We start from the raw sequence: 20,489 nt of genomic DNA on the forward strand, positions 1-20,489 counted from the left end.
CCGCGTCGGGCAGGGCTGCTGGAAAGGCCGCGACGCCCGTTCAGGAGGCTTGCTCCCTGTGCGGGAGGCCGCTGCCGGACAGCGCCGCCTGGGTCAGGGCGGCGCCGGGCGCAACGCGGTCCCGGACCCGTCGGACGTCGATCGCGTCCATCGGATCCGTCGGACGGGGATCGGATCCGTCAGACGTGGATCGGCTGGGACGTTCTGCCGGACGCGTCGTCGATCTCCCCATGTGCCTTGGTCAGCAACTCCATGGCCAACTCGTTCAGGGCCCGGGCACCCGCGATCTCCTCGCCGACCCGGGGCTGGTTGGAGTCGGTGTGGTGGCGGGTGGCGCGCCCGTGGGCCCGTACCTCCGTGCCGTCGGGCAGACGCACCAGCGCCACGGCGCGGGTGTGCTGGTCGTCCTCCATGAACTCCATCTCGACGTGCCATCCCACTGTGGTGTGCATCATGACGATCACCTCCGGAACACCTGCTTCCAGGGTGCTCCTCCCGGCCCGCCAGCGCATCCACGGCCGCCCGCACCGGCCGCTCCCGCACCGCGCCCCGCCCGGCACCACTCCTTGGCCGACGGCCTCACGCCGAGGCACCTGCTAGGCGCTCCAGTCGCGGCGATGTCACGCTCACCTCGCGCGTCATGGTGATCGGCACCGCCGGGCCCGGCCGCCAGTGGCTGATGGTCAGGGAACTCGTCGTGACGTCGAGGGCGCTGCTCCCGAGCCCGGCCGCGGAGAGGAGGCGCCGCAGACGGTCCCGGGGCTCGCTGACCGAGGTGCTGGATTCGAGCATCTGCTTTCCGGCTTCGGCCGTGAAGGCAGGCAGGACCACGAGGTCGGCCCGTGGGCCGGGGGGATCGACGCCTGAGGAGTCGTCCGATTCTTCGCCCATGGCGATGTCTCCTGGCGTCGTCGTGAACACCCGGCTGCCCGGACCGGACGCCGGATACCGACCGGGGAGCCGCACTGTTGCCGGAGGGCATGGCTCGGCTGCCGCTCACCGGTGATGTCCTCTCCCGTGCTCCGGCCGGGGCCGAGCACGGTCCGCTCGATCCGCAACCGGGCTCAGGCCAGGAAGGTGAACGGCTCCCGCGGCCGGAACTCGGCGGAGACCTCCCCGGCCAGCCCGTCCCGGGCCACGTCGACCGCCATCACCTCGGCTCCGGAAGCCAGATCCACCTTGTCCAGGTCCACCCACATCACCGACGGCTCGACCGTCGACTCGAAGTAGTAGCGCTTTGCGTCGTGATCGGCGATCGCGCGCCACAACGTGGCGGAGATGTTGGGGCGATCGGGGTCCTCCATGCCCAACGGCACGCCGATCGCCCGCATCTGGGAGAAGACCGACGCCACCGCCATCCTCCGGTCCTCGTACTCCGGAGAGCTCTTGAGGTTGTAGCTCAAGCGGACGAACCGGTCCGCGGCGCTGATCGTTCCCGGCAGCATGCGGTCCCCGCCGATCAGGTCCCAGTACGCGTTCAGGGCCAGTTGCTGGTCGTACACCGGCGAGTTCGTCATCACCCGGTACTCCGGACCGTGGTGGACGACCGGGCGACCGTCGAGGTACTCGATCACTGCGCAGTCGCCCGAGGGGTCCGACAGCGCCAGATGCACCGAGGCCGCCCGGCCGTTCGGAAGCACCGGAGCCACGATGCTGAACAGATCCTTGCGCGTCGCCTCCACGGCCTCCGCGACCGTCGCGAAACCGTCCAGGTAGTACTGCGCCCACGCCCCGACCGAGATCGTCGCCCTGCCCTCGCCGTCCGGTTCCCCGTACTCGGACTCCGCCAGATACAGGATGTTGGTCACCAGACCGGCGGTATTCATCCCGTCGGACGACGCCACCCCGTAGAACGACGCCACCACCGATCCGAACCTCGACGTCCAGCCGACCGGGCTGCTCCCCGCACCACCGTCGCGCTGCATCCCGGCCGGGAACGACCACAGCGCCGTCTCAGCCGACGGATCGTTCCAATCCATCCCGCGGCCCGTGATGAACGTGCCGGTGCCCGTGCGATACGTGATCTTGGAACACATGCCGTCCTCCGCTCATCCGCCCCGGAGCCCTGTGGCCGGTCAGGACGAAGACTCGGTCGTGGCACAGCCTCGCGGACCGCCCTGAGAGGTACGGCCGACGCGTCCGCCCCGGTACTCACGGTACGCCGCAGCAACCGCTCCAGCCTTCCGAAAGCCCAATGGTCGAAGGTGACCACAACGGCGCGGCCGCCAGGCACCCGGATTCACCCCGGAGCACACCTCATCGCCAACCCCCTGCATACCGAGCCCTCTCCTCGCAGCGGGTCCCTCGCTGCGCCGACCTCGTACCGGCTGGAGGGCAGTGAAAGGCCGGTGAGGGCGCCCCGTCCCCACGGAACCCTCACCGGCCGTCAGTGGCGGGAGCGGTACGTCAGGTCCGTACCAGCTCCCGGTCCTCCTCCGCGTCGGACTGCGTGCGCAGTCCCTCGCCCTCGACGTCGACGTTGGGCAGCGCGCGGTCCAGCCACTTCGGCAGCCACCAGGCCCGCTTGCCGAGCAGCGCCAGGACCGCCGGGACGATGGCCATGCGGACGACGAACGCGTCGAAGAAGACGGCGACCGCGAGTCCGAAGCCGATCATCTTGACCATCGACTCGGACGAGCCGATGAAGCCCGCGAAGACCGCCATCATGATCACGGCCGCGGCCGTGACGACCCTCGCGCCGTGCCGGAAACCGGTCACCACGGCCTGGCCGGGCTTCTCGCCGTGGACGAACGCCTCGCGCATCCGTGTCACGAGGAACACCTCGTAGTCCATCGCCAGGCCGAAGACCACGCCGACCATGAAGATCGGCATCATCGACATGACCGGACCGGTCTCCTCCACGCCCATCAGGTCGGCGAGCCAGCCCCACTGGAACACCGCGACGACCGCGCCCAGGGCCGCCATGACGCTGAGCAGGAAGCCCAGGGCCGCCTTCAGCGGGACCAGGATCGACCGGAACACCACGATCAGCAGCAGGAAGGCCAGGCCGACGACCAGGACCAGGTACGGGACGAGCGCGTCGTTCAGCTTCTGCGAGACGTCGATGTTCATCGCCGTCGAGCCGGTGACCAGGACCTGCGCGTCCGTCTTCGCCTCGATCCCGGCGCCCGCGTCACGGATGCCGTGCACCAGTTCCTCGGTCGTCGCCGAGGACGGCTTGGAGCCCGGGATCACGGTGATCGTCGCGGTGTCGCCGGCCTTGTTGAACGCCGCGGGCGTGACCGTGGTGACGTCCTTCAGACCCTTGATCTCCTCGGAGACGTCGGCGACGGCGGCCTTGGGGTCGTCGGCGTGCTGCGCGTCGACGACCACCAGCAGCGGGCCGTTGAAGCCGGGGCCGAAGCCCTCCGACAGCAGGTCGTAGGCGCGGCGCTGGGTGGTCGACGTCGGCTGGGAGCCGTCGTCGGGCAGGCCGAGTTCCAACGAGGCGGCCGGGACGGCCGCCGCGCCGAGGCCGACCACGCCCAGCAGCAGGACCGCGACGGGACGGCGCACCACGAAACTCGCCCAGCGCGTGCCCATGTTGGGCTTGCCCGCAGCCGTGGGGTCCTTCTTCCTGCCACCGCCGAACAGCTTGCTCTTCTGCCCGGCCGGCTTCACCTTCCGGCCGGCGAAGCCCAGCAGGGCGGGGATCATCGTCAGGGCGATGAGGACCGCGACGGCCACGGTGCCGGCCGCGGCGACGCCCATCTTCGTCAGCATCGGGATGTTGACGACCGACAGGCCGACCAGCGCGATCACGACGGTGAGGCCGGCGAAGACCACGGCGGAACCGGCGGTGCCGACGGCGCGGCCCGCGGCCTCCTCGCGGTCGCGGCCCTCGGCGAGTTCGGCACGGTAGCGGGAGACGATGAACAGGGCGTAGTCGATGCCGACGGCCAGACCGATCATCGTCGCCAGGGTGGAGGTGGTCGAGCCGAGGTCGAGGGGGTCGGCCAGGGCGCTGATCGCGGAGACCCCGATGCCGACGCCGATCAGCGCGGTCAGCAGCGGCAGGCCGGCGGCGAGCAGCGAACCGAAGGTGATGACGAGGACGACGGCCGCGATGGCGATGCCGATGACCTCGGTGGCGCCGGTCTCGGGAACGGCGCTGAGCGCGTCACCGCCGACCTCCACCGTCAGCCCGGCGTCCCGCGCGTGCTGCGCGGACTCCTTCAGGGCGTCCTTGGTCGCGTCCTCCAGCTCCATGCCGGAGACCTTGTACTTGACCGAGGCGTAGGCGATCGTGCCGTCCTTGCTGACGGCCTTGCCCGCGTAGGGGTCGGCGACCGAGGCGACCTCGGAGCCGTCGGAGAGCTCCTCGACCGTCTTCTCGACGGTCGCCTTGTTGTCCGGATCGGTCATCTTCTCGCCGCCGGGCGCCTTGAAGACGACACGGGCGGTGGCGCCGTCGGCACTCATGCCGGGGAAGCGCTGCTCCAGCAGGTCGAAGGCCTTCTGCGCCTCCGTGCCGGGAATGGAGAAGGAGGAATTGCCGGCGGCAGGGGCACTGGCCGCGCCGACCCCGGCGAGGGTCAGCAGCGCCACCCAGATCAGGGCGACGAAGTGCCGTCGCCGGAAGGCCAACCGGCCGAGTCTGTAGAGGAACGTGGCCACGAGTGCGTACTCCCGGTCAGGTCGTGGGGGTGTTCAGGGCAGGTGTGATCGGCCCGACGACGTGAGCGGTGGCGTCAGGTGGAAGGCTCGCTCGGGGACATGTCCGTGCGTGACGCGTCGGTGGCGACGACGTGCCGGTGCCGACGCGTCAGGGGTGACGTGTCAGGGGATGACGCGTCAGGGGATGACGCGTCAGGGGGTGGAGACGCCGAGGGCGGGGAGGACCACGGCGTCGATGTACGACAACAGGAACGCCTGGGTGGGCGGCTGCTCGTCGATCAGGGTGCGGGCGGCGAAGGCGCCGATCATCATGTGGACGATGTAACCCATCGCAGGGTTGTCCGCGCGCACCTCGCCCCGGTCGACGGCACGTTGCAGCATGCTGCGGAACTCCGCCATCTCCGGTTCGATCAGGTGCTCCCGGAAGGCCTGCAGCAGGTCCGGGTTGCTGTGGACAGCCATGGCCAGGGCCCGCAGCAGGGCGGAGTTCTGCTCCAACTCGCAGTCGTCCGACCTCAGGGTGAGCGCCTGCAGATCGCCGCGGATCGACCCGGTGTCGACCGCGGCAGCCGTGCCGCCCGGCTTGTTGTGCCGCACCGCCTTCGCGACCAGCTCGGCCTTGCCGCCCCACTGGCGGTAGAGCGTCGCCTTGCTGGACCTGGTGCGGGCGGCCACGGCGTCCATGGTGAGGGCGTCGTAGCCGACTTCCCGGAGCAGGTCGAGCACGGCCTCGTACAGCTCGGCCTGCCGCTCGGGTGTGATCCGGCTGCGACGCGCGGTCGCGATCTCGCTCATGCCACTCACCCTTTCCGCTCCGGTGGTGCCGCTTCGAACGACACGGTTTCGTACGGCACTGCGTACGCCATGAATGTACCGCAGCCCCCATTCGAAACGAAACGGTTTCGTACGTGTCCTGCGTCACGACCGTCGGATCCGCATGAACCCGCCACGCCCACCCGAGCCGGGCGCACCCCCCGCTCCGCACCGCGTCCGGCCCACCGCGGCTGCACCAGGGCAGCCGCAACGCCGCCGAGGAGCCACCGGAACGGCGAGGAACCGCCCGCGAACCCGCCGGGCCGGGCGCCGTCGGACCGGGCGCCGGGCCGGTGCGTGCCCGGGGCGGAAGGGTCCGGGCGGTCACGAGTTGCTGCCGCCCCTCCCCCGGAAAAGCATGGGGAGGTGAGCTATCTGCGCCTGCCCCACCTCCACGGTGATCTGCTGTGCTTCGTGGCCGAGGACGACCTCTGGCTGGCTCCCCTCGACGGTCCGGACCGTGCCTGGCGGCTCACCGTCGACCGGACCAAGACCGGCCACCCGCGCTTCTCGCCCGACGGCCGCAGCATCGCGTACACCTCGTGGCGCAGCCTGGCGCCCGAGATCCACCTGGTCGGAACGGACGGCGGGGAGAGCCTCCGGCTGACGAACTGGGGCAGCGCCGACACCCAGGTACGCGGCTGGACCCCGGACGGCGACATCCTCGCCGTCGCCTCGCACGGCGAGCCCTTCCCGCACTTCACGTGGGCCTACAAGATCGCCACCGAGGACGACCCGGGCCGCAAGCTGCCCTGGGGCCCGGTCTCCGACATCCAGGTGGCCGACCTCGACGGCGAGCGCAGGACCCTGCTGCTCACGGGCACCCCGCCGCACGAGCCGGCCGCCTGGAAGCGGTACCGGGGCGGGGCCACGGGACGCCTGTGGCTGCACGGCGAGCGACTGCTGCCGGAGCTCGGCGGCCACCTCCACTCCCCCATGTTCGTCGCCGGCCGGATCGCCTTCCTCTCCGACCACGAGGGCGTCGGCAACCTCTACTCCTGCGCCCACGACGGCTCCGACCTGCGCCGCCACACCGACCACGACGCCTTCTACGCCCGGCACGCCGCCGGCGACGGCACCCGTGTGGTGTACCAGTGCGCGGGCGACCTGTGGCTGGTGGACGACCTGTCACCGGACGCGCTGCCGCGCCGCCTGGACGTGCGACTGTCCGGGCCGCGCGCGGGGCGCCGCCACTACCAGGTCCCGGCGTCCCAGCACGTGGACGGCCTCTCCGTCGACGAGACGGGCCGGGCCAGCGCCGTCGTCGTCCGCGGCAGCCTGTACTGGCTCACCCATCGCGACGGCCCCGCCCGCACCCTCACCGACACCCCCGGGGTGCGGGTGCGGCTGCCGGAGATGCTGGGCTCGACCGGGCAGGTCGCCTACGTCACCGACGCCGACGGCGCGGACGCGATCGAGATCGCCTACCTGCCCCGCGCGACCGGCGACCGTGCGCCGCGCCGGCTGGCCTCCGGTGAACTGGGCCGCGTACTGGAGATGGTGTCCGACCCCACGGGCGAACGCGTCGCCGTCGCCGCGCACGACGGGCGGCTGCTCCTCCTGGACGTCACCGAGGACTCCAACGGCGAGGTCGCCGAGCTGATCCGGTCCGGCAACGGCCCCGTGCGCGACCTGTCCTTCGCCCCGGACGGCTCCTGGCTGACCTGGTCGCACCCGGGCGTCGGCCGGTCCCTGCGGCAGATCCGGCTGGCCCGGATGAAGGACCGCCTGATCGTCGACGTGACCAACGGCCGCTTCGAGGACGAGAACCCGGTCTTCACCCGCGACGGCCGCTATCTCGCCTTCCTGTCCTGGCGCGGCTTCGACCCCGTCTACGACGTCCACACCGGCGACCTGTCCTTCCCGCTGGGCTGCCGCCCCTACCTCGTCCCCCTGTCCTCCGCCACGCCCTCCCCGTTCGCGCTGAACCCCGAGGGGCGGCCGGCCGCCGGGGGCCTGGACCCGGTGGAGGACGAGGAGACCGGCGACAACAGCACGGTGACGGTGGAGGTGGCGGGCCTGGAGAGCAGGGTGACCCCGTTCCCGGTCGCGGCCTCCAAGTACTCGGGGCTGCGCCCGGTGGCGGGCGGCGGACTGGTCTGGCTGCGCTGGCCGATCTCCGGCGCGCTGGGCGAGACGTTCGCCAACCCCGGCGACCCCAGCGAGCGCCCGACGCTGGAGCACTTCAACCCCACCCGGGCGAAGAAGTCCGAACTCGTCGGCCACCTGGACTGGTTCGCCGTCAGCGGCGACGGCACCCGGCTGGTCGTCATGGACGAGGGCGACCTGAGGGCCGTGCCCGCCACCGAGTCCGGCGAGGGCGACACCACCACCTGGATCGACCTGCGCCGCATCCTCCACGAGGTCGACCCGCCCGCCGAGTGGCGCCAGTCCTACGAGGAGGCCGGCCGGCTCGTCCGCGCCTACTTCTGGGACCCGGGGATGAGCGGCGTCGACTGGGACGGCGTGCTCGCGCAGTACCGGCCGCTGGTCGAACGGGTCGCCTCCCCCGACGAGTTCGCCGACCTGCTGCGCGAGGTGCTCGGCGAACTGGGCACCTCCCACGCCTACGTCTCCGCCGCCCGCCGCAACGAGGGCCCGGCGCACTACCAGCGCTGGCAGGGCCTCCTCGGCGCCAACTTCGTCCGCCGGGAAGCCGGGTGGACGGTGAAGCGGATCCTGCCGGGCGACTCCTCCGACTCCAGGGCGCGCTCACCGCTGGCCGGCACGGGCATCCGCGAGGGCGCCGTCCTCACCCATGTCGACGGGCGCCCGGTGGACCGGGCGACCGGACCGTACCCGCTGCTGGCGGGCTCGGGGGGCACGACGGTGGAGCTGACGTTCACCCCGGCGGAAGGGGTCGCCGGCCGCGCCCGCCGCGTCGCGGTCGTCCCCCTCGTCGACGAACGCCCGCTGCGCTACCAGGACTGGGTCGCCAAACGCCGTGGCGTCGTGAGGCAGTTGAGCGACGGCCGGTGCGGCTACCTGCACATCCCCGACATGGGCGGCTCCGGCTGGGCGCAGTTCAACCGGGACCTGCGCATGGAGGTGTCCCGGCCCGCGCTCATCGTGGACGTGCGCGGCAACGCCGGCGGGCACATCAGCGAACTGGTCGTCGAGAAACTCACCCGCACGATCGTCGGCTGGGACCTGACGAGGAACGCCCAGCCCGTTTCGTACGCCTCCAACGCGCCGCGCGGCCCGGTCGTGGCCCTGTGCGACGAGTCGACGTCCTCCGACGGCGACATGATCATCGCCGCGTTCGAGCTGCTGGACCTGGGGCCCGTGGTCGGGCAGCGGACCTGGGGCGGCGTCGTCGGCATGACCGGCCGCCACCGCCTCGGCGACGGCACGGTGATCACGGTGCCGATGAACGCGGCCTGGTTCGACGCCTACGGCTGGTCGGTGGAGAACCAGGGCGTCAGTCCCGACGTCGAGGCCCTGCGCACCCCCCTCGACTGGGCCGAGGGCCGGCACGCCCAACTCGACGACGCGGTCCGACTCGCCCTGGAACTGCTGGAGTCCAACCCGCCGGCCACACCTCCGGACTACCGGGACGTACCCGACAGGTCCCGCCCCAAGCTGCCGCCGCGCAGCGGTTGACGCCTGCCGGGGAGGTTCCGCACGGGGCGAGCGCCGCGGACCGAGCCCGGCGGACGCCGGGGAGGAGCGGCAGCGAGCGAATCGGGGAACGGGGACGGGCGGCGTGGTGGGGCCGGAGCGGGAGCAGCCGGGGCGACAGGCCGGGTGACCGTGGGGCCGGAGCGAGCGTGCCGTCGGCGCCATGGGGCCGGAGCGGGAGCCGCGGAGGAATCGTGGCGTCGGGCACCCGGTGCCGCCGAGCCCTCGACCGGCACGAGGTGCACCCGACGGTCAGCGACGGTGAACGACCGTACGGGCGCGGGGCCCTCCGTTCTCCGCGGACGTCCGCAGAGAACGGAGGCAGCGCACCGGCGGCGCGGCCGGAACGCGGCGCGGGGCGCCCCCGAGGGAAGGGGGCGCCCCGCGTCGAGCGGAACAGGCCGAGCGGAGCGGCTACGCGTCGTAGTCCTGGTCGAACTGCTCCTGCATCTCCCGGTCCGTGTCCTCCATCTCCTGGCGGCCACGCTCGGGCTGCTGGCGCTGCGGGCTGCGCCGGCCGGACTTCTCGCGGCTCTCGCCGACCTTGTCCTTGGCCTGCTGCTGCCACTGCTCCGCCTGGTCCTGGAACTTGTCCTTCATGCCCATGTGGGTTCACTCCTGTGTGGGTGAGGGGACGGCCTCCGACCGGCCGGATCCGGCGGCGGTGGGGCCTCGACCAGACTCACACGGGCAGTCACGCGCCGCATGTCGATCACTCACGCTCCGTAGCGGCCCCCGTGGTGGAGGTCCGCTCCCGCTCGTCGGCGGCTCCGCCCGCGCCCACCAGCCCGGTCCGCATGCCCTCCAGCCGGTCCGCGAAGCGCCGCATCTCACGCTGCCCGACGGTGCCGATGAGCCCCGGCAGGTACCCGCGCACGCCCTGCATCCCCCGCAGCCACCACTGGCCGTAGACATGGCTGGACCGCCGCTCGATCCCGGCGACGATCCGGTCGACCGCGGGTCCCAGCGGGTACGTCTTGTTCGACGGCCAGGGCAGTCGCTGCCGGAGTTCCCGCATGACGTCGTCCTGGTCGGCCCCGCGCACCATGTCGGTGTCGGTCCACGACAGGTAGCCGACGCCGACCCGGACGCCCCTGTGGCCGACCTCGGCGCGCAGACTGTGGGCGTACGCCTCCACGCCCGACTTCGACGCGCAGTACGCGGTCATCATCGGCGCGGGCGTGATCGCGGCGAGGGAGGCGATCTGCAGCAGGTAGCCGCGGCTCTCCATCAGCACCGGCAGGAACGCGCGGGCCGTCACCGCCGACCCGATGAGGTTGACCTCGATCACCCGGCGCCAGGCCTGCGGGTCGGAGTCGACGAAGGGCCCGCCGCTGGCGACACCGGCGTTGGCGACGACGACGTCGACCTTCCCGAACCGCTCCTTCGCCTCCTGCGCCACCCGCGCCATGGCCTCGTGGTCGGTGACGTCCGCGTGCCAGTGGCCGCTCTCACCGTGCAGCCGCCCGGCGACCTCCTTGAGGGCGTCCGGCTCCAGGCCGACCAGGGCGACCTTCGCACCGCGCGCGGAGAGCTTGCGGGCGAGCAACTCGCCGACGCCCCGCGCCGCGCCGGTGACGACCGCGACCTGCCCCTCCAGGCTGACCCTGCTCATGCGCCCTCCTTGATCTGTGCGCCGGCGGCCTGCGCGCCGTCCGCACGCTGTCGTCCCTCCGCGCCCCGCGCGTGGGCGTTCTGCACCGCGTCCCGCACGTCCCCGTCAGCGGTGTCCGCGTTCCCGGCGTGCGGGCGCCCGGCATCCGCCTGCCCGGAGGTGTCCCGGACGTCCGTGGCCCGCGCGGCCACCAGGTGGGTCGCGACCAGCTCGCGGATCGCCTCGGTGACCACGTCCGGCGCCTCCACCGGCGTCATGTGGCCGAGCCCCGGCAGCTCCGTCAGTGAGGTGCACCGGGGCAGTGCAGCGGCCAGCGCCCGTGCGTGCACGGGCGGCGTGAGCCGGTCCGCGGTACCGACGACGACCGCCGCAGGCACCCGCAACTCCCGTACCCCGTGGTCGAGATCGAGCCGCGCCAGCACCTGCGACCAGGCATGGCGGACCGTGCGCGGGCAGGCGTGCACGATCCGCGCACACGCCTCCACCATGTGCGGGGCCGAACCGGGGCCCATCGTCCCGTACTTGAGGACACGCCGGGCGAGCGGCGTGACGGGCCCGAGGGGGGCGCGGGAGCCGAGGACGTGCCGAGTCAGCCAGGTCCGCAGCCGCCCGGCCCGCAGCGGCACGACGGTGGACCGCGCGACCAGACGCGAACTGCCGGTACTGCACAGCAGAACCGCCGCCGCGTGCTCGCGGAAGGCCTCGCGCGCCGAGGCAGCCATCACCGTCATGCCGCCCATGGAGTGCCCGGCGATCACCGCCTTCTCACCGGGCGCGAGCGTGGCCGCGAGCACGGCCTCCAGGTCGTCGGCGAGCGCCCGGGTGCTGCACGCCGGGCTCGCCGGGCTGCGTCCGTGGCCGCGCTGGTCGTAGGCGATGACCCGGTGGTCGGCCGCCAGCAGGCGTATCTGCGCCGCCCAGAACGCGGTCGAGCAGGTCCATCCGTGCGCGAGGACGACCGTGGGTGCGGCCGGGTCGTCGACGGGGCCGTGCATCTCGACGTGCAGCCGCGCGCCGTCGGCGGAGACGGCGGTCAGCTCGCGCGCGGGCGCGGGCGGGGCGTAGGGCCCGGAGACCACGTGGGTGAGACGGCTCATGCGGCAGTCCCCCGGGCCTCGCCGGAGGCCTGCTGCGCGGGTGCCGCGGAGGCCTCCCGCGCAGCTGCCCCCGAAGCCTTCTGCGCCGGCGCCTTCTGCGCGCGGGCCTTCCTCCGGGGGCCGTTCGCCTCGGGGGCCTTCCCGCCGGGGACGACGCCGTCGGGGACGATGCCGTCGGCCGCCTTCTCGCCGAGGGTCTTCCGCCCGGGGGTACGGTCGGCGGAGGGGCGCAGCACCTGGTACTCCGAGAGGTCCACGCCGCGTGTCGCCCGCCGGAACTCGCTCGTCGTCCCCGGCCAGACGGTGGTGTTGCGTCCGCTCGCGTCGAGGTACCAGCTGGTGCAGCCGCCCGTGTTCCACACCGTCCGCTTCATGCACTCCTGCACCCGGCGGTTCCAGGCGTGCACGGCGCTCGGGCGCGCGTCGAGGGCGGCACGGCCGCCGAGCACGTCCAACTGGCGCATGAAGTCGGCCAGATAGTTCAGCTGGGACTCGATCATGAGGATCATCGAGGAGTTCCCGAGGCCGGTGTTGGGCCCGATGATCGTCATCCAGTTCGGGAAGCCCGCGGCGGAGGCGCCGCGCAGGGCCTCCATGCCGTCGGTCCAGGTCTCGGCGAGCGTGCGGCCGTCGGCGCCGACGACCCGCTCGGCGATCGGCATGTCCGTGACGTGGAAGCCGGTACCGAAGATGATCACATCGGCCTCGGTCTCGGTGCCGTCGGCGGCGACGACGGTGGACCCGCGGACCTCGCTGAGCCCACTGGCGACGACGTCCACGTTGGGCTGCGCGAGCGCCGGGTAGTAGGTGCTCGACAGCAGGATCCGCTTGCAGCCGATGCGGTAGTCCGGAGTGAGCTTGGCGCGCAGCGCGGGGTCCTTGATGGCGCGTGCCATGTTGCGCTCGGCGAGCCGCTCGATGAAGCCGAGCTCGTTCGGGTGCTTGGTGAAGGCCTGGACCTGGAGCTCGCGCAGTCCCCACAGCAGCCCGCGGCGCAGCTGGGTGGTGAACGGCAGCTGCCGGTGCAGCCCGCGCTCGAACCCGCCGATGGCGCGGTCGACGCGGGGCATGACCCAGGCCGGGGTGCGCTGGAAGAGCGTCAGCCGTCCGACCTTCGGCTGGATCGACGGCACGATCTGGATCGCGGACGCGCCGGTGCCGATCACCGCGACGCGTTTGCCGGCGAGGTCGTGGTCGTGGTCCCAGCGGGCGGAGTGGAAGACCTTGCCGGGGAACGAGTCGAGGCCGGGGATGTCGGGGATCTTCGGGTCGGAGAGCGGGCCGGTGGCGGAGACGACGACGTCCGCCGTGAGGTTGCCGCCGGTGGTCTCGATGATCCAGCGCAGCTGCTCGCCGTCCCAGGCCATCCGCTTCACCTCGGAGTCGAAGCGGATGTGCGGGCGCAGCCCGAAGGTGTCCGTGACGCGCTCCAGGTAGGCGCGGATGTGCTCCTGCCCGGAGAAGGTGCGTGGCCAGTCGGGGTTGGGCGCGAAGGAGAAGGAGTACAGGTGGGACGGTACGTCGCAGGCGCAGCCGGGGTAGCTGTTGTCCCGCCAGGTGCCGCCGACGCTGCCCGCCCGCTCCAGGACGACGAAGTCGGTGATGCCCTCCCGTCGCAGCCGCACGGCGGCTCCGAGCCCGCCGAATCCGGACCCGATCACCGCCACCCGTACATGTTCGTGCTCAGCCATGCCGAAGCCCCTCCCACACCCGCTCCGCGACTCTGCCAGTGAACACTGGCACAATGGGGAGCGTAGAGGAGCGGCGTACTCATGGGTAGAGGGCGGGGCGAGGAAAGTTACCCGCGGTACAACATAGGGTTCCGGTGTGGCAGAGAAGCGTGAATACCGCATGGAGGAGCTGGCGGAGCTGGCCGGCATCACGGTGCGCACCCTGCGCTTCTACCGCGAGCGCAAACTGATCCCACCACCTCGCCGCGAGGGCCGCATCGCCTGGTACGACGACCATCACCTGGCCCGCCTGCGCACCATCGCGGCGCTGCTCGAACGCGGCCACACCCTCAGCGGCATCGCGGAACTCGCCGAGGCCTTCGACCACGGCCGGGACGTGGCCGACCTGCTCGGCGTCGGCACCCCCTCCGAGGAGGAGCCGGTCCGCCTCACCCCCGAGGAACTCGCCGCGCGTTTCGAGGGCGAGGTCACCCCGGAGAACCTGGCCGCCGCCATGGACCTCGGCTACCTCGGCACCGACGGCGACGAGATCGTCCACATCAGCCGCCGACTCCTCGACGTCTCCTCGGCCCTGGTCCGCGAGGGCATCCCGCTCGCCGAGGTCCTCTCGGCGGGCGCCCGCGTCCGCGAGCACGCCGACACCCTCGCCGAACTCTTCGCCGACCTGATCCTGCGGCACGGCCCGGAGGAGGACCTGCAGCGCCTGCGCCCGCTGGCCCGCAGCGTCGTGGACGCGGAACTCTCCCTCGCCCTGGACAGGCGGCTCAGCAAGCACCTCAGGGACGGACCCGGGCCGTCCCGACCGGGGCCGCCCGCAGCCGGCCCTGCCCGCACCCTGCCCGCCGACGGGCAGCCGACCCACCCGCGACCGGACGAGCCGGCCACCTGAGCGAGGGCGTGGCGTGGGGCCGGGTCCGCGGGGTGAAGGCCGCAGAAGCGTGGAGTGAGGGCCGAGCGTGCGGGGGAAAGGCCGGGCACGCGGGGCAGAGGCTCAGGCCGCAGGTCTCGCGGACCGGGGCCACGCCGGGGCAGGGAGGCGAGAGCCGGGGCTCAAGAGGCGAGCCGTGACCCAGGGGCCGACCCATGAGCCCGGGAAGCGGGCCCGTGATCCCGGAGGTGCGGACCCGTGATCCCGGAGGGGGCGAGCCGCGGCTCTGGCGGCGAGCCGGGACCTACGCCTCGTAGACGACCGTGACGGGCGCGTGGTCCGACCAGCGCTCGGCATGCGTCGCCGCCCGCTCCACGTACCCCTTGGCGGCCCTGCCCGCCAGCCCCGGGGTCGCGCAGTGGTAGTCGATCCGCCACCCCGAGTCGTTGTCGAAGGCCCGCCCCCGGTACGACCACCACGAGTACGGCCCCTCGACATCCGGGTGCAGCTCCCGCACGACGTCCACATAACCGCCGTCGGCCGGGTCGAGCACCCGGGTGAGCCAGGCGCGCTCCTCGGGCAGGAAACCGGAGTTCTTGGTGTTGCCGCGCCAGTTCTTCAGGTCGGCCTGCTGATGGGCGATGTTCCAGTCGCCGCACACCAGGACCTCGCGCCCGCCGGCGGCGGCCCGCTCGCGCAATCCCTTCAGATACGCCAGGAACTCGCCCATGAAGCGGACCTTCTCGTCCTGCCGCGCGGTGCCGACCTCGCCGGAGGGCAGATAGAGGGAGGCGACGGTCACACCCGGCAGGTCGGCCTCGACGTACCGCCCGCCGCCGTCGAACTCGGCCGAGCCGAACCCGACCCGGACGCGGTCCGGCTCGCGCCGGGTGTACAGGGAGACGCCCGCACGGCCCTTGGCGGCGGCCGGCGCGTGCACCACGTGCCAGCCCTCCGGGGCACGCACCTGCTCGGGCAGCTGGTGCGGCTCGGCGCGCACCTCCTGCAGACACAGCACATCGGCGTCCGTGCCGGCGAGCCACTCCACGAAGCCCTTCTTCGCGGCGGCGCGCAGCCCGTTCACGTTCACAGAGGTCACCGTCAGCACAACACTCTCCTCGACCTCATGGTCGACCCCATCGGCAGGACGCGTTGTCCGAGGTCGCCGTGAGCACGAGGGCACGATACCGGCACACTGGACGTCGTCCCGATGTCCGCCCGCAGCCCGCCCACCAGCTGCATACTCCTACGATTGAGTGCATGAATATTCGCCGGGTCGCCTTCGACCACCCCGACGCCGTCAAGCTCAACGACCAGGTCCAGGCCGAGTACCACGTCCGCTACGGCGACGGCGGTGACGCCACCCCCCTGGACCCCTCGGACTTCGCCCCGCCGAACGGCGCCTACCTCATCGCCTACGACGAGTCCGACCGGCCCGTAGCCACCGGCGGCTGGCGCAGCCAGGACGACAACGGCGAGGGCAACGAGAACGGCGACGCCGAACTCAAGCGCATGTACGTCGTCGACGACATGCGCGGACGGGGGATCGCCCGGCTGATCCTGGCCGCCCTGGAGGACGACGCACGCGACGCGGGCCGCATCCGCATGGTCCTGGAGACCGGCACCAAGCAGCCCGAGGCCATCGCCCTGTACGCCTCCAGCGGCTACGCGCCGTGCACCAAGTTCGGCTACTACCGGTTCCACGAAGCGAGCCGCTGCTACGCGAAGGCCCTGTGACGCCACCGGCACCGTGCCACCCCGGCCTCCGGCGCCGAGCCCGCCCCACCGCCTCCGGCACACCCGGCGCGAGCCGGCGCGGGGGCGGGTTCGACGGGCCGTTGCACGCAGGCCCGCCGGCAACCGGGCGTGGTGCCGACGGGCCTTCCGGGACCCCGCGACCGGGACCCGACCGCCGGAACCCCACCGCCCGGCCGGACCGCGGCGTCCGGGGCCCCGCGGGCAGGGTCAGTGCCAGTCACTGATCCGCACGTCGTGCGGATGCGGCGCACCGGCACCCGTCTCCACCATGGATTTCAGGCTCATCAGGAACATGGCCCACTTGGTGCTGCAGTGGTTCATGAACTCCACCGGCTCGCGCCAGCCCTCGTGCGCGAACAGGACGATCGTCCACTCTCCGTCCCGGGCCAGGTCGAAGGTGACCGTCGTCCCGATCCATTCGTCCGGACCCTCGACGACCTCCCACAGCACCCGTGTGTGCGGCTGCAGGTCGAGGACCTTCATGTCGAAGCCGCCGACGTCACCGAAGCGGAACTTCAGTACGCCGTCGCCGCTCCCGCTCGTGTCGGTCGTCCACCAACCGGCCAGGCCCTCGACGGTCGTGAGCGCCTCGTACACCTTCTCCGGCGGGGCCGTGATGCCCACCCGGTGCAGGATGTCCACCATCTCGCTCTCCTTTCACTTCTCCGTGTTCTTGGCTCGCTGGATCGCCTCGGCGATGCTCTTGACACGCTGCAGGCGGGCGTCCCACATCGCCCCGACGGAGTTCAGCTGGGCGACCGCACGGGCCAGTTGCGCCTCGTCCACGTGGTAGCGCTTCTCCCGCCCCTCCGACACGGACCGCACGAGGCCGGCCCGGTCGAGCACGACGAGATGCTTGGCCACGGCCTGCCGGGTCACCGGCAGATACGCGCTGAGGGTCGTCGCGGTGCCCTGCCCCTCCGCCAGCAGAAGGTCGATCACACGCCGCCGGGTCGGGTCCCCTATCGCCGACCAGAGGTCGTCGTCGATCGCGGTGCTCATCGCGCGGCCGCCAGTCGCCCCGCGGACGCGGCCAGACGCGGCAGGAAGAAGTCCCAGCCCTGGCGGTGGTCGTTGTAGTGCGCCTCGAGCACGGCGGCCTCCCAGCCCCGCTCGCGGAAACCGGTCTCCCGGAAGCGCACCGTGGTACCGGTGCCCGTCGGGACGAGTTCGAAGGTCACCAGCAGCGAATTGCCCGGCCCCGCCGTCTCCGCCTCGCCGTGCGTCCAGCGGAACGAGAACGTCCGGGGCGGGTCGGCCTCGACGACCGTGAACGGCGAGGAGTGACGCCGGCCGCTGTCCTCGTCCGTCCACATCAGGCTGCCCGTCGCGCCGGCGGCCGGTTCGAGGTCGGTCTCGGCACTCCACCAGTCCCGGATGTGTTCGGGACTGGTCAGCACCTCGAACACCACCTCGGGCGAGGCGTCGACGTGCAGCTCGCGCTCGATACTCCCGTACTCCATACCCGCCTCCACATTCGCAACCACCGGTTGCACATCAGGCTAGCCCACCCTCGGCGGCCACGCAACCAAACGTTGCACTAGAGGGCTCGGGGCCGGCGCGTGCCTGTGGGCGGGGCTGACGCGGGCATCGGACCGACGGGGGCGGGGGACACCTTCCGCGACACGGCTCAGCGTCTCGTCATCGGTGAGCATCTGCACCCTGAACAGTGCCTCTTGGGCGTTGGAGCGTAGGTCGTAGGCGCGGATCCGCACCGTGTCGGGGTCTTCCGGCGGTGACTGTTCGCGCTCGCAGAACCAGAGGTGAACCAGGCAGCGGCGGTAGTCGACCAACCCGCCGGCGTAGGCGGAGCAGGCATCGAGTCGTTCCTGCCCGAGTTTCCCGCGCCGGGTGAACCGGTGGCTTCGGTCGGCGGTGCGCTGCTGGAACGCCAGGGTGATCCCCGAACCAAGCAGCGTCCCCAGGACGGCTGTGCCGCTGGCGATGACGGTCTCCAGACTCCAAGCTGATCACGCATCGCCGTCATCCGTGACCCGATGCCCAACGGATGCCAACACGCTTTCCAACGGTGGTGGTGGGCGGCGGGCCATGTGGAGGGGCGTAGGGCGTTCACCTGCGTTCAAGCGAGACCGGCCGGTCGTCCGGCCTCGGCTCCGGGACCCCTGTGAACGACGGTGAACGGGGCTGAACGAGACGGAAAGCGAGACGGCGGAGCAGCGTCGGCAGGCAGGTCGAGCGATGTGCAGGACGGCCCCATGGGCTCGCGCTTGAGTACTACAGTCTCCCTGTGCCGTACGTCACATGTTGGCGCGGGTGGGGGTCAGGGTGGGGATAGCCGTGTGCCCGGAGCGCGGGATTTGGGGGGCTTGATGCGTGAGATGGTCAAAGGGTCGAACGTGGCGCTGGCGGCTCTGAGTGAGAATGCTGGTTCGGTGATCGCTGGTTTGAGCTGGGTCAGTCCGACCGGTGACGGCGATGCGGATGTGTCCGTCCTGCTGCTGGATGCGAACGGCAAGGTCCGCAGTGACGGGGACTTCTACTTCTACAACAACCCGGTGGCTGCCGACGGGAGCGTGCAACTGCTGGGCAAGACACCGTCGGAGAACGGCGACGAAGACAGGATCAGTTTCGACCTGACCGCTGTCTCTCCCGGCATCGACCGGATCGTCGTGGCCGCGAGCCGGTACGACGGCGCTGGTTTCGGGGAACTGGAAGATCTGAAGGTGACGTTGGCCGACGCGGGCGGCGACAACCTCCTCAGCTTCGCCATCGATGACGCCGGCACCGTGAGCGCGATCATCTTCGGCGAGTTGTACCGGCGCGGGGACGAGTGGAAGTTCCGTGCCGTCGGACAGGGTTACGACTGCGGGCTGGCCGGTCTGGCAACCGACTTCGGCGTCGACATCGAGGACGACGCGGCCGCAGAGGAAGCGCTGAGCGGCTCGGAAGGCAACGAACAGACCGATACCACAGCCCCGACTCCAGCTGCTGAGCCGCAACCGCGAGCCATCCTGAACTCGGTTCCAACTCCCCGCCCGGCTGCCGAAGAGGGTGGGCCGAGGAAGAAGTCGGCACGGCCTCGCACCGCGAAGAAGAAGGTCACCTTGCCCAAGGTGGCCCAGAAGTCTCTGGCGGACAACGATTCCTGGACACAGGCCAGGCTCTTTCCGGTGTCGGCGCTCAAGAGCGACCGGGACCGCGAAATGCGCGCCACGTCGGTACTGCTGTCGGTGATGGCCCAGGTTCCGGAGTTCGGCAGGCGCCTCACCGCGGCCTTCGGAGCACCGGCGGGCCGCATGGAGACATTCACCGAGGTCACCCTGCCGCACGGCGACACTCCAAGGCGCCCCGACGGAGTGATCCGCGTCGAGCGGGCCGGCAAGCTGTGGACGGCCCTGGTGGAGACCAAGACCAACGGCAACGACCTCAAGCCCGACCAGGTGCAGGCGTACATGGACATCGCCGCACGCCGTGGCTACGAGGCCGTGATCACGCTGTCCAACGACGTCGCCCTGGAGGGCAGCCCACTCGTCGATGTCAAGATCGACAGACGGCGCAAGCACAAGGTGGCGCTCTGGCACCTGTCGTGGGCCGAAGTCACCTACCAGGCGCAGATGCTGATCCGGCATGAAGGCGTCGCGGACAAGACACACGCCTGGCTGCTCCGGGAACTGCTGCACTACCTGCAGCACGACAACTCCGGCTGCCACGGCTTCCAGAACATGGGCTCGGCCTGGGTCCCCGTACGCAACGGAATCAACGACGAAACCCTGAGCCAGGGCGACCCGCGCGCCCTGGACGTCGTCGAGAGCTGGGAACGACTCATCCGTCAGATCTGCCTCAGCCTCGGCGGCGAACTCGGACAGAAGGTGCTGCCGGTCCAGCGCGCCAAGCGGGGAACGGATCCGAAAGCGCGCCGAGGGCGCCTTGCCGATCAGCTCTGCCTCGACGGCAGACTCCCGGCGGAGCTCCGGATCGAGGGCGCGCCCGGAACGCTGACGGTCAGCGCCGACCTGCGCACCAGCAAGCTCCGCACCTCCATCGAGATCCCCGCACCCGAGCAGGGCTACCCCCTGACCTGGGCCAAACGCCTCATCCGCCGCCTGACCGAGGCACCGGCAGACCTCCACATCGAAACCCTGGTCGAAGGAGAACCCGGCGGCCCACGAGGCACGCTGGAACGGCTCCGCCCGGAGCCGGCGGACCTGCTCCCCAGGAACAACGCCACCCAGATCACCGGCTTTCGCCTGTCCCTGTTCAAAGGCATGGGAAGCAGCCGCGGGAATGCCGAGTCCGGCTTCATCCGCAGCGTCGACGACGCCGTGCACCGCTTCTACACCACCGTGGTGGTCCACCTGGACCACCCGACGCCCCGGCGAGCGTCCTCGAAGGAACCCGCTGAGACACGATGAAGCCCGGCCTCGGGCAGTTGCACGCCATCGCCACTC

Annotated in this window: 17 protein-coding genes and 1 pseudogene; 4 read left to right on the plus strand and 14 right to left on the minus strand. The window is 71.6% G+C overall.

Annotation, left to right across the window (positions count from 1 at the left end):
• Positions 1-179 precede the first annotated feature (179 nt).
• The 5 genes from JS756_RS30245 to JS756_RS30265 form a co-directional block, all read right to left on the minus strand.
• Complete coding sequence (locus tag JS756_RS30245; RefSeq protein ID WP_205386444.1) at positions 180-455, minus strand: DUF1876 domain-containing protein; 276 nt, start codon at positions 453-455, stop codon at positions 180-182.
• Positions 456-579: 124 nt separating this feature from the next.
• On the minus strand, positions 580-891 hold the full coding sequence (locus JS756_RS30250) for a threonine/serine exporter family protein (protein WP_205386445.1): 312 nt from the start codon (positions 889-891) through the stop codon (positions 580-582).
• Positions 892-1,064: 173 nt separating this feature from the next.
• Positions 1,065-2,036 (minus strand): linear amide C-N hydrolase, encoded by a 972-nt coding sequence (locus JS756_RS30255; RefSeq protein WP_205386446.1) that lies wholly within the window; start codon positions 2,034-2,036, stop codon positions 1,065-1,067.
• Positions 2,037-2,406: 370 nt separating this feature from the next.
• Entirely contained in the window at positions 2,407-4,617 is a 2,211-nt protein-coding gene (locus tag JS756_RS30260; protein WP_205386447.1) for an MMPL family transporter, read from the minus strand.
• A 192-nt stretch (positions 4,618-4,809) separates the two neighbouring features.
• Positions 4,810-5,412: a TetR/AcrR family transcriptional regulator gene (locus JS756_RS30265; protein ID WP_205386448.1), complete on the minus strand. Its 603-nt coding sequence runs from the start codon at positions 5,410-5,412 to the stop codon at positions 4,810-4,812.
• Between the two features lie 384 nt (positions 5,413-5,796).
• On the opposite strand from JS756_RS30265, the gene JS756_RS30270 reads away from it, so the two are divergent.
• The gene (locus JS756_RS30270; RefSeq protein WP_205386449.1) at positions 5,797-9,033 is read left to right on the plus strand and encodes a S41 family peptidase; all 3,237 of its coding nucleotides are present in this window, start codon (positions 5,797-5,799) and stop codon (positions 9,031-9,033) included.
• 432 nt (positions 9,034-9,465) lie between these two features.
• Here JS756_RS30270 and JS756_RS30275 read toward each other — a convergent pair whose 3' ends face one another.
• The 4 genes from JS756_RS30275 to JS756_RS30290 form a co-directional block, all read right to left on the minus strand.
• Positions 9,466-9,657, minus strand: a complete 192-nt coding sequence (locus JS756_RS30275) for a hypothetical protein (protein WP_205386450.1) — start codon at positions 9,655-9,657, stop codon at positions 9,466-9,468.
• A 106-nt stretch (positions 9,658-9,763) separates the two neighbouring features.
• A complete protein-coding gene (locus JS756_RS30280) occupies positions 9,764-10,666 on the minus strand; it encodes an SDR family oxidoreductase (protein WP_205386451.1) in 903 nt (300 codons plus the stop codon).
• Positions 10,663-11,763 (minus strand): alpha/beta fold hydrolase, encoded by a 1,101-nt coding sequence (locus JS756_RS30285; protein WP_205386452.1) that lies wholly within the window; start codon positions 11,761-11,763, stop codon positions 10,663-10,665. The genes JS756_RS30280 and JS756_RS30285 overlap by 4 nt, the downstream gene beginning before the upstream one ends.
• Positions 11,760-13,454 (minus strand): flavin-containing monooxygenase, encoded by a 1,695-nt coding sequence (locus tag JS756_RS30290; RefSeq protein WP_240204589.1) that lies wholly within the window; start codon positions 13,452-13,454, stop codon positions 11,760-11,762. The genes JS756_RS30285 and JS756_RS30290 overlap by 4 nt, the downstream gene beginning before the upstream one ends.
• A gap of 160 nt (positions 13,455-13,614) precedes the next feature.
• Between JS756_RS30290 and JS756_RS30295 the strand changes: the two genes are divergently transcribed.
• Positions 13,615-14,343, plus strand: coding sequence for a MerR family transcriptional regulator (locus JS756_RS30295; RefSeq protein ID WP_205386486.1), 729 nt, complete (start codon positions 13,615-13,617; stop codon positions 14,341-14,343).
• Between the two features lie 283 nt (positions 14,344-14,626).
• On the opposite strand, the gene JS756_RS30300 is transcribed toward JS756_RS30295, so the two are convergent.
• Positions 14,627-15,430 carry an exodeoxyribonuclease III gene (locus tag JS756_RS30300; protein WP_205386453.1) on the minus strand — a complete coding sequence of 268 codons (804 nt, stop codon included), beginning with the start codon at positions 15,428-15,430 and terminating at the stop codon, positions 14,627-14,629.
• 152 nt (positions 15,431-15,582) lie between these two features.
• Between JS756_RS30300 and JS756_RS30305 the strand changes: the two genes are divergently transcribed.
• Positions 15,583-16,059 (plus strand): GNAT family N-acetyltransferase, encoded by a 477-nt coding sequence (locus JS756_RS30305; RefSeq protein ID WP_205386454.1) that lies wholly within the window; start codon positions 15,583-15,585, stop codon positions 16,057-16,059.
• A gap of 228 nt (positions 16,060-16,287) precedes the next feature.
• Here JS756_RS30305 and JS756_RS30310 read toward each other — a convergent pair whose 3' ends face one another.
• From JS756_RS30310 to kilB, 4 genes and pseudogenes are all read right to left on the minus strand, one after another.
• A complete protein-coding gene (locus tag JS756_RS30310; RefSeq protein ID WP_205386455.1) occupies positions 16,288-16,725 on the minus strand; it encodes an SRPBCC family protein in 438 nt (145 codons plus the stop codon).
• 12 nt (positions 16,726-16,737) lie between these two features.
• The gene (locus JS756_RS30315) at positions 16,738-17,082 is read right to left on the minus strand and encodes an ArsR/SmtB family transcription factor (RefSeq protein WP_205386456.1); all 345 of its coding nucleotides are present in this window, start codon (positions 17,080-17,082) and stop codon (positions 16,738-16,740) included.
• On the minus strand, positions 17,079-17,543 hold the full coding sequence (locus tag JS756_RS30320) for an SRPBCC domain-containing protein (RefSeq protein WP_205386457.1): 465 nt from the start codon (positions 17,541-17,543) through the stop codon (positions 17,079-17,081). Before JS756_RS30320 ends, JS756_RS30315 begins: the two co-directional genes overlap by 4 nt.
• A 147-nt stretch (positions 17,544-17,690) precedes the next feature.
• Positions 17,691-18,038: pseudogene (kilB, locus tag JS756_RS37890) on the minus strand (plasmid transfer protein KilB); the annotation flags it as partial.
• Between the two features lie 372 nt (positions 18,039-18,410).
• On the opposite strand from kilB, the gene JS756_RS30325 reads away from it, so the two are divergent.
• Positions 18,411-20,453: a TerD family protein gene (locus JS756_RS30325; RefSeq protein ID WP_205386458.1), complete on the plus strand. Its 2,043-nt coding sequence runs from the start codon at positions 18,411-18,413 to the stop codon at positions 20,451-20,453.
• Positions 20,454-20,489 lie beyond the last annotated feature (36 nt).

It is taken from the genome of Streptomyces actuosus, from assembly GCF_016921115.1.
Taxonomy (GTDB): Bacteria; Actinomycetota; Actinomycetes; order Streptomycetales; family Streptomycetaceae; genus Streptomyces; species Streptomyces actuosus_A.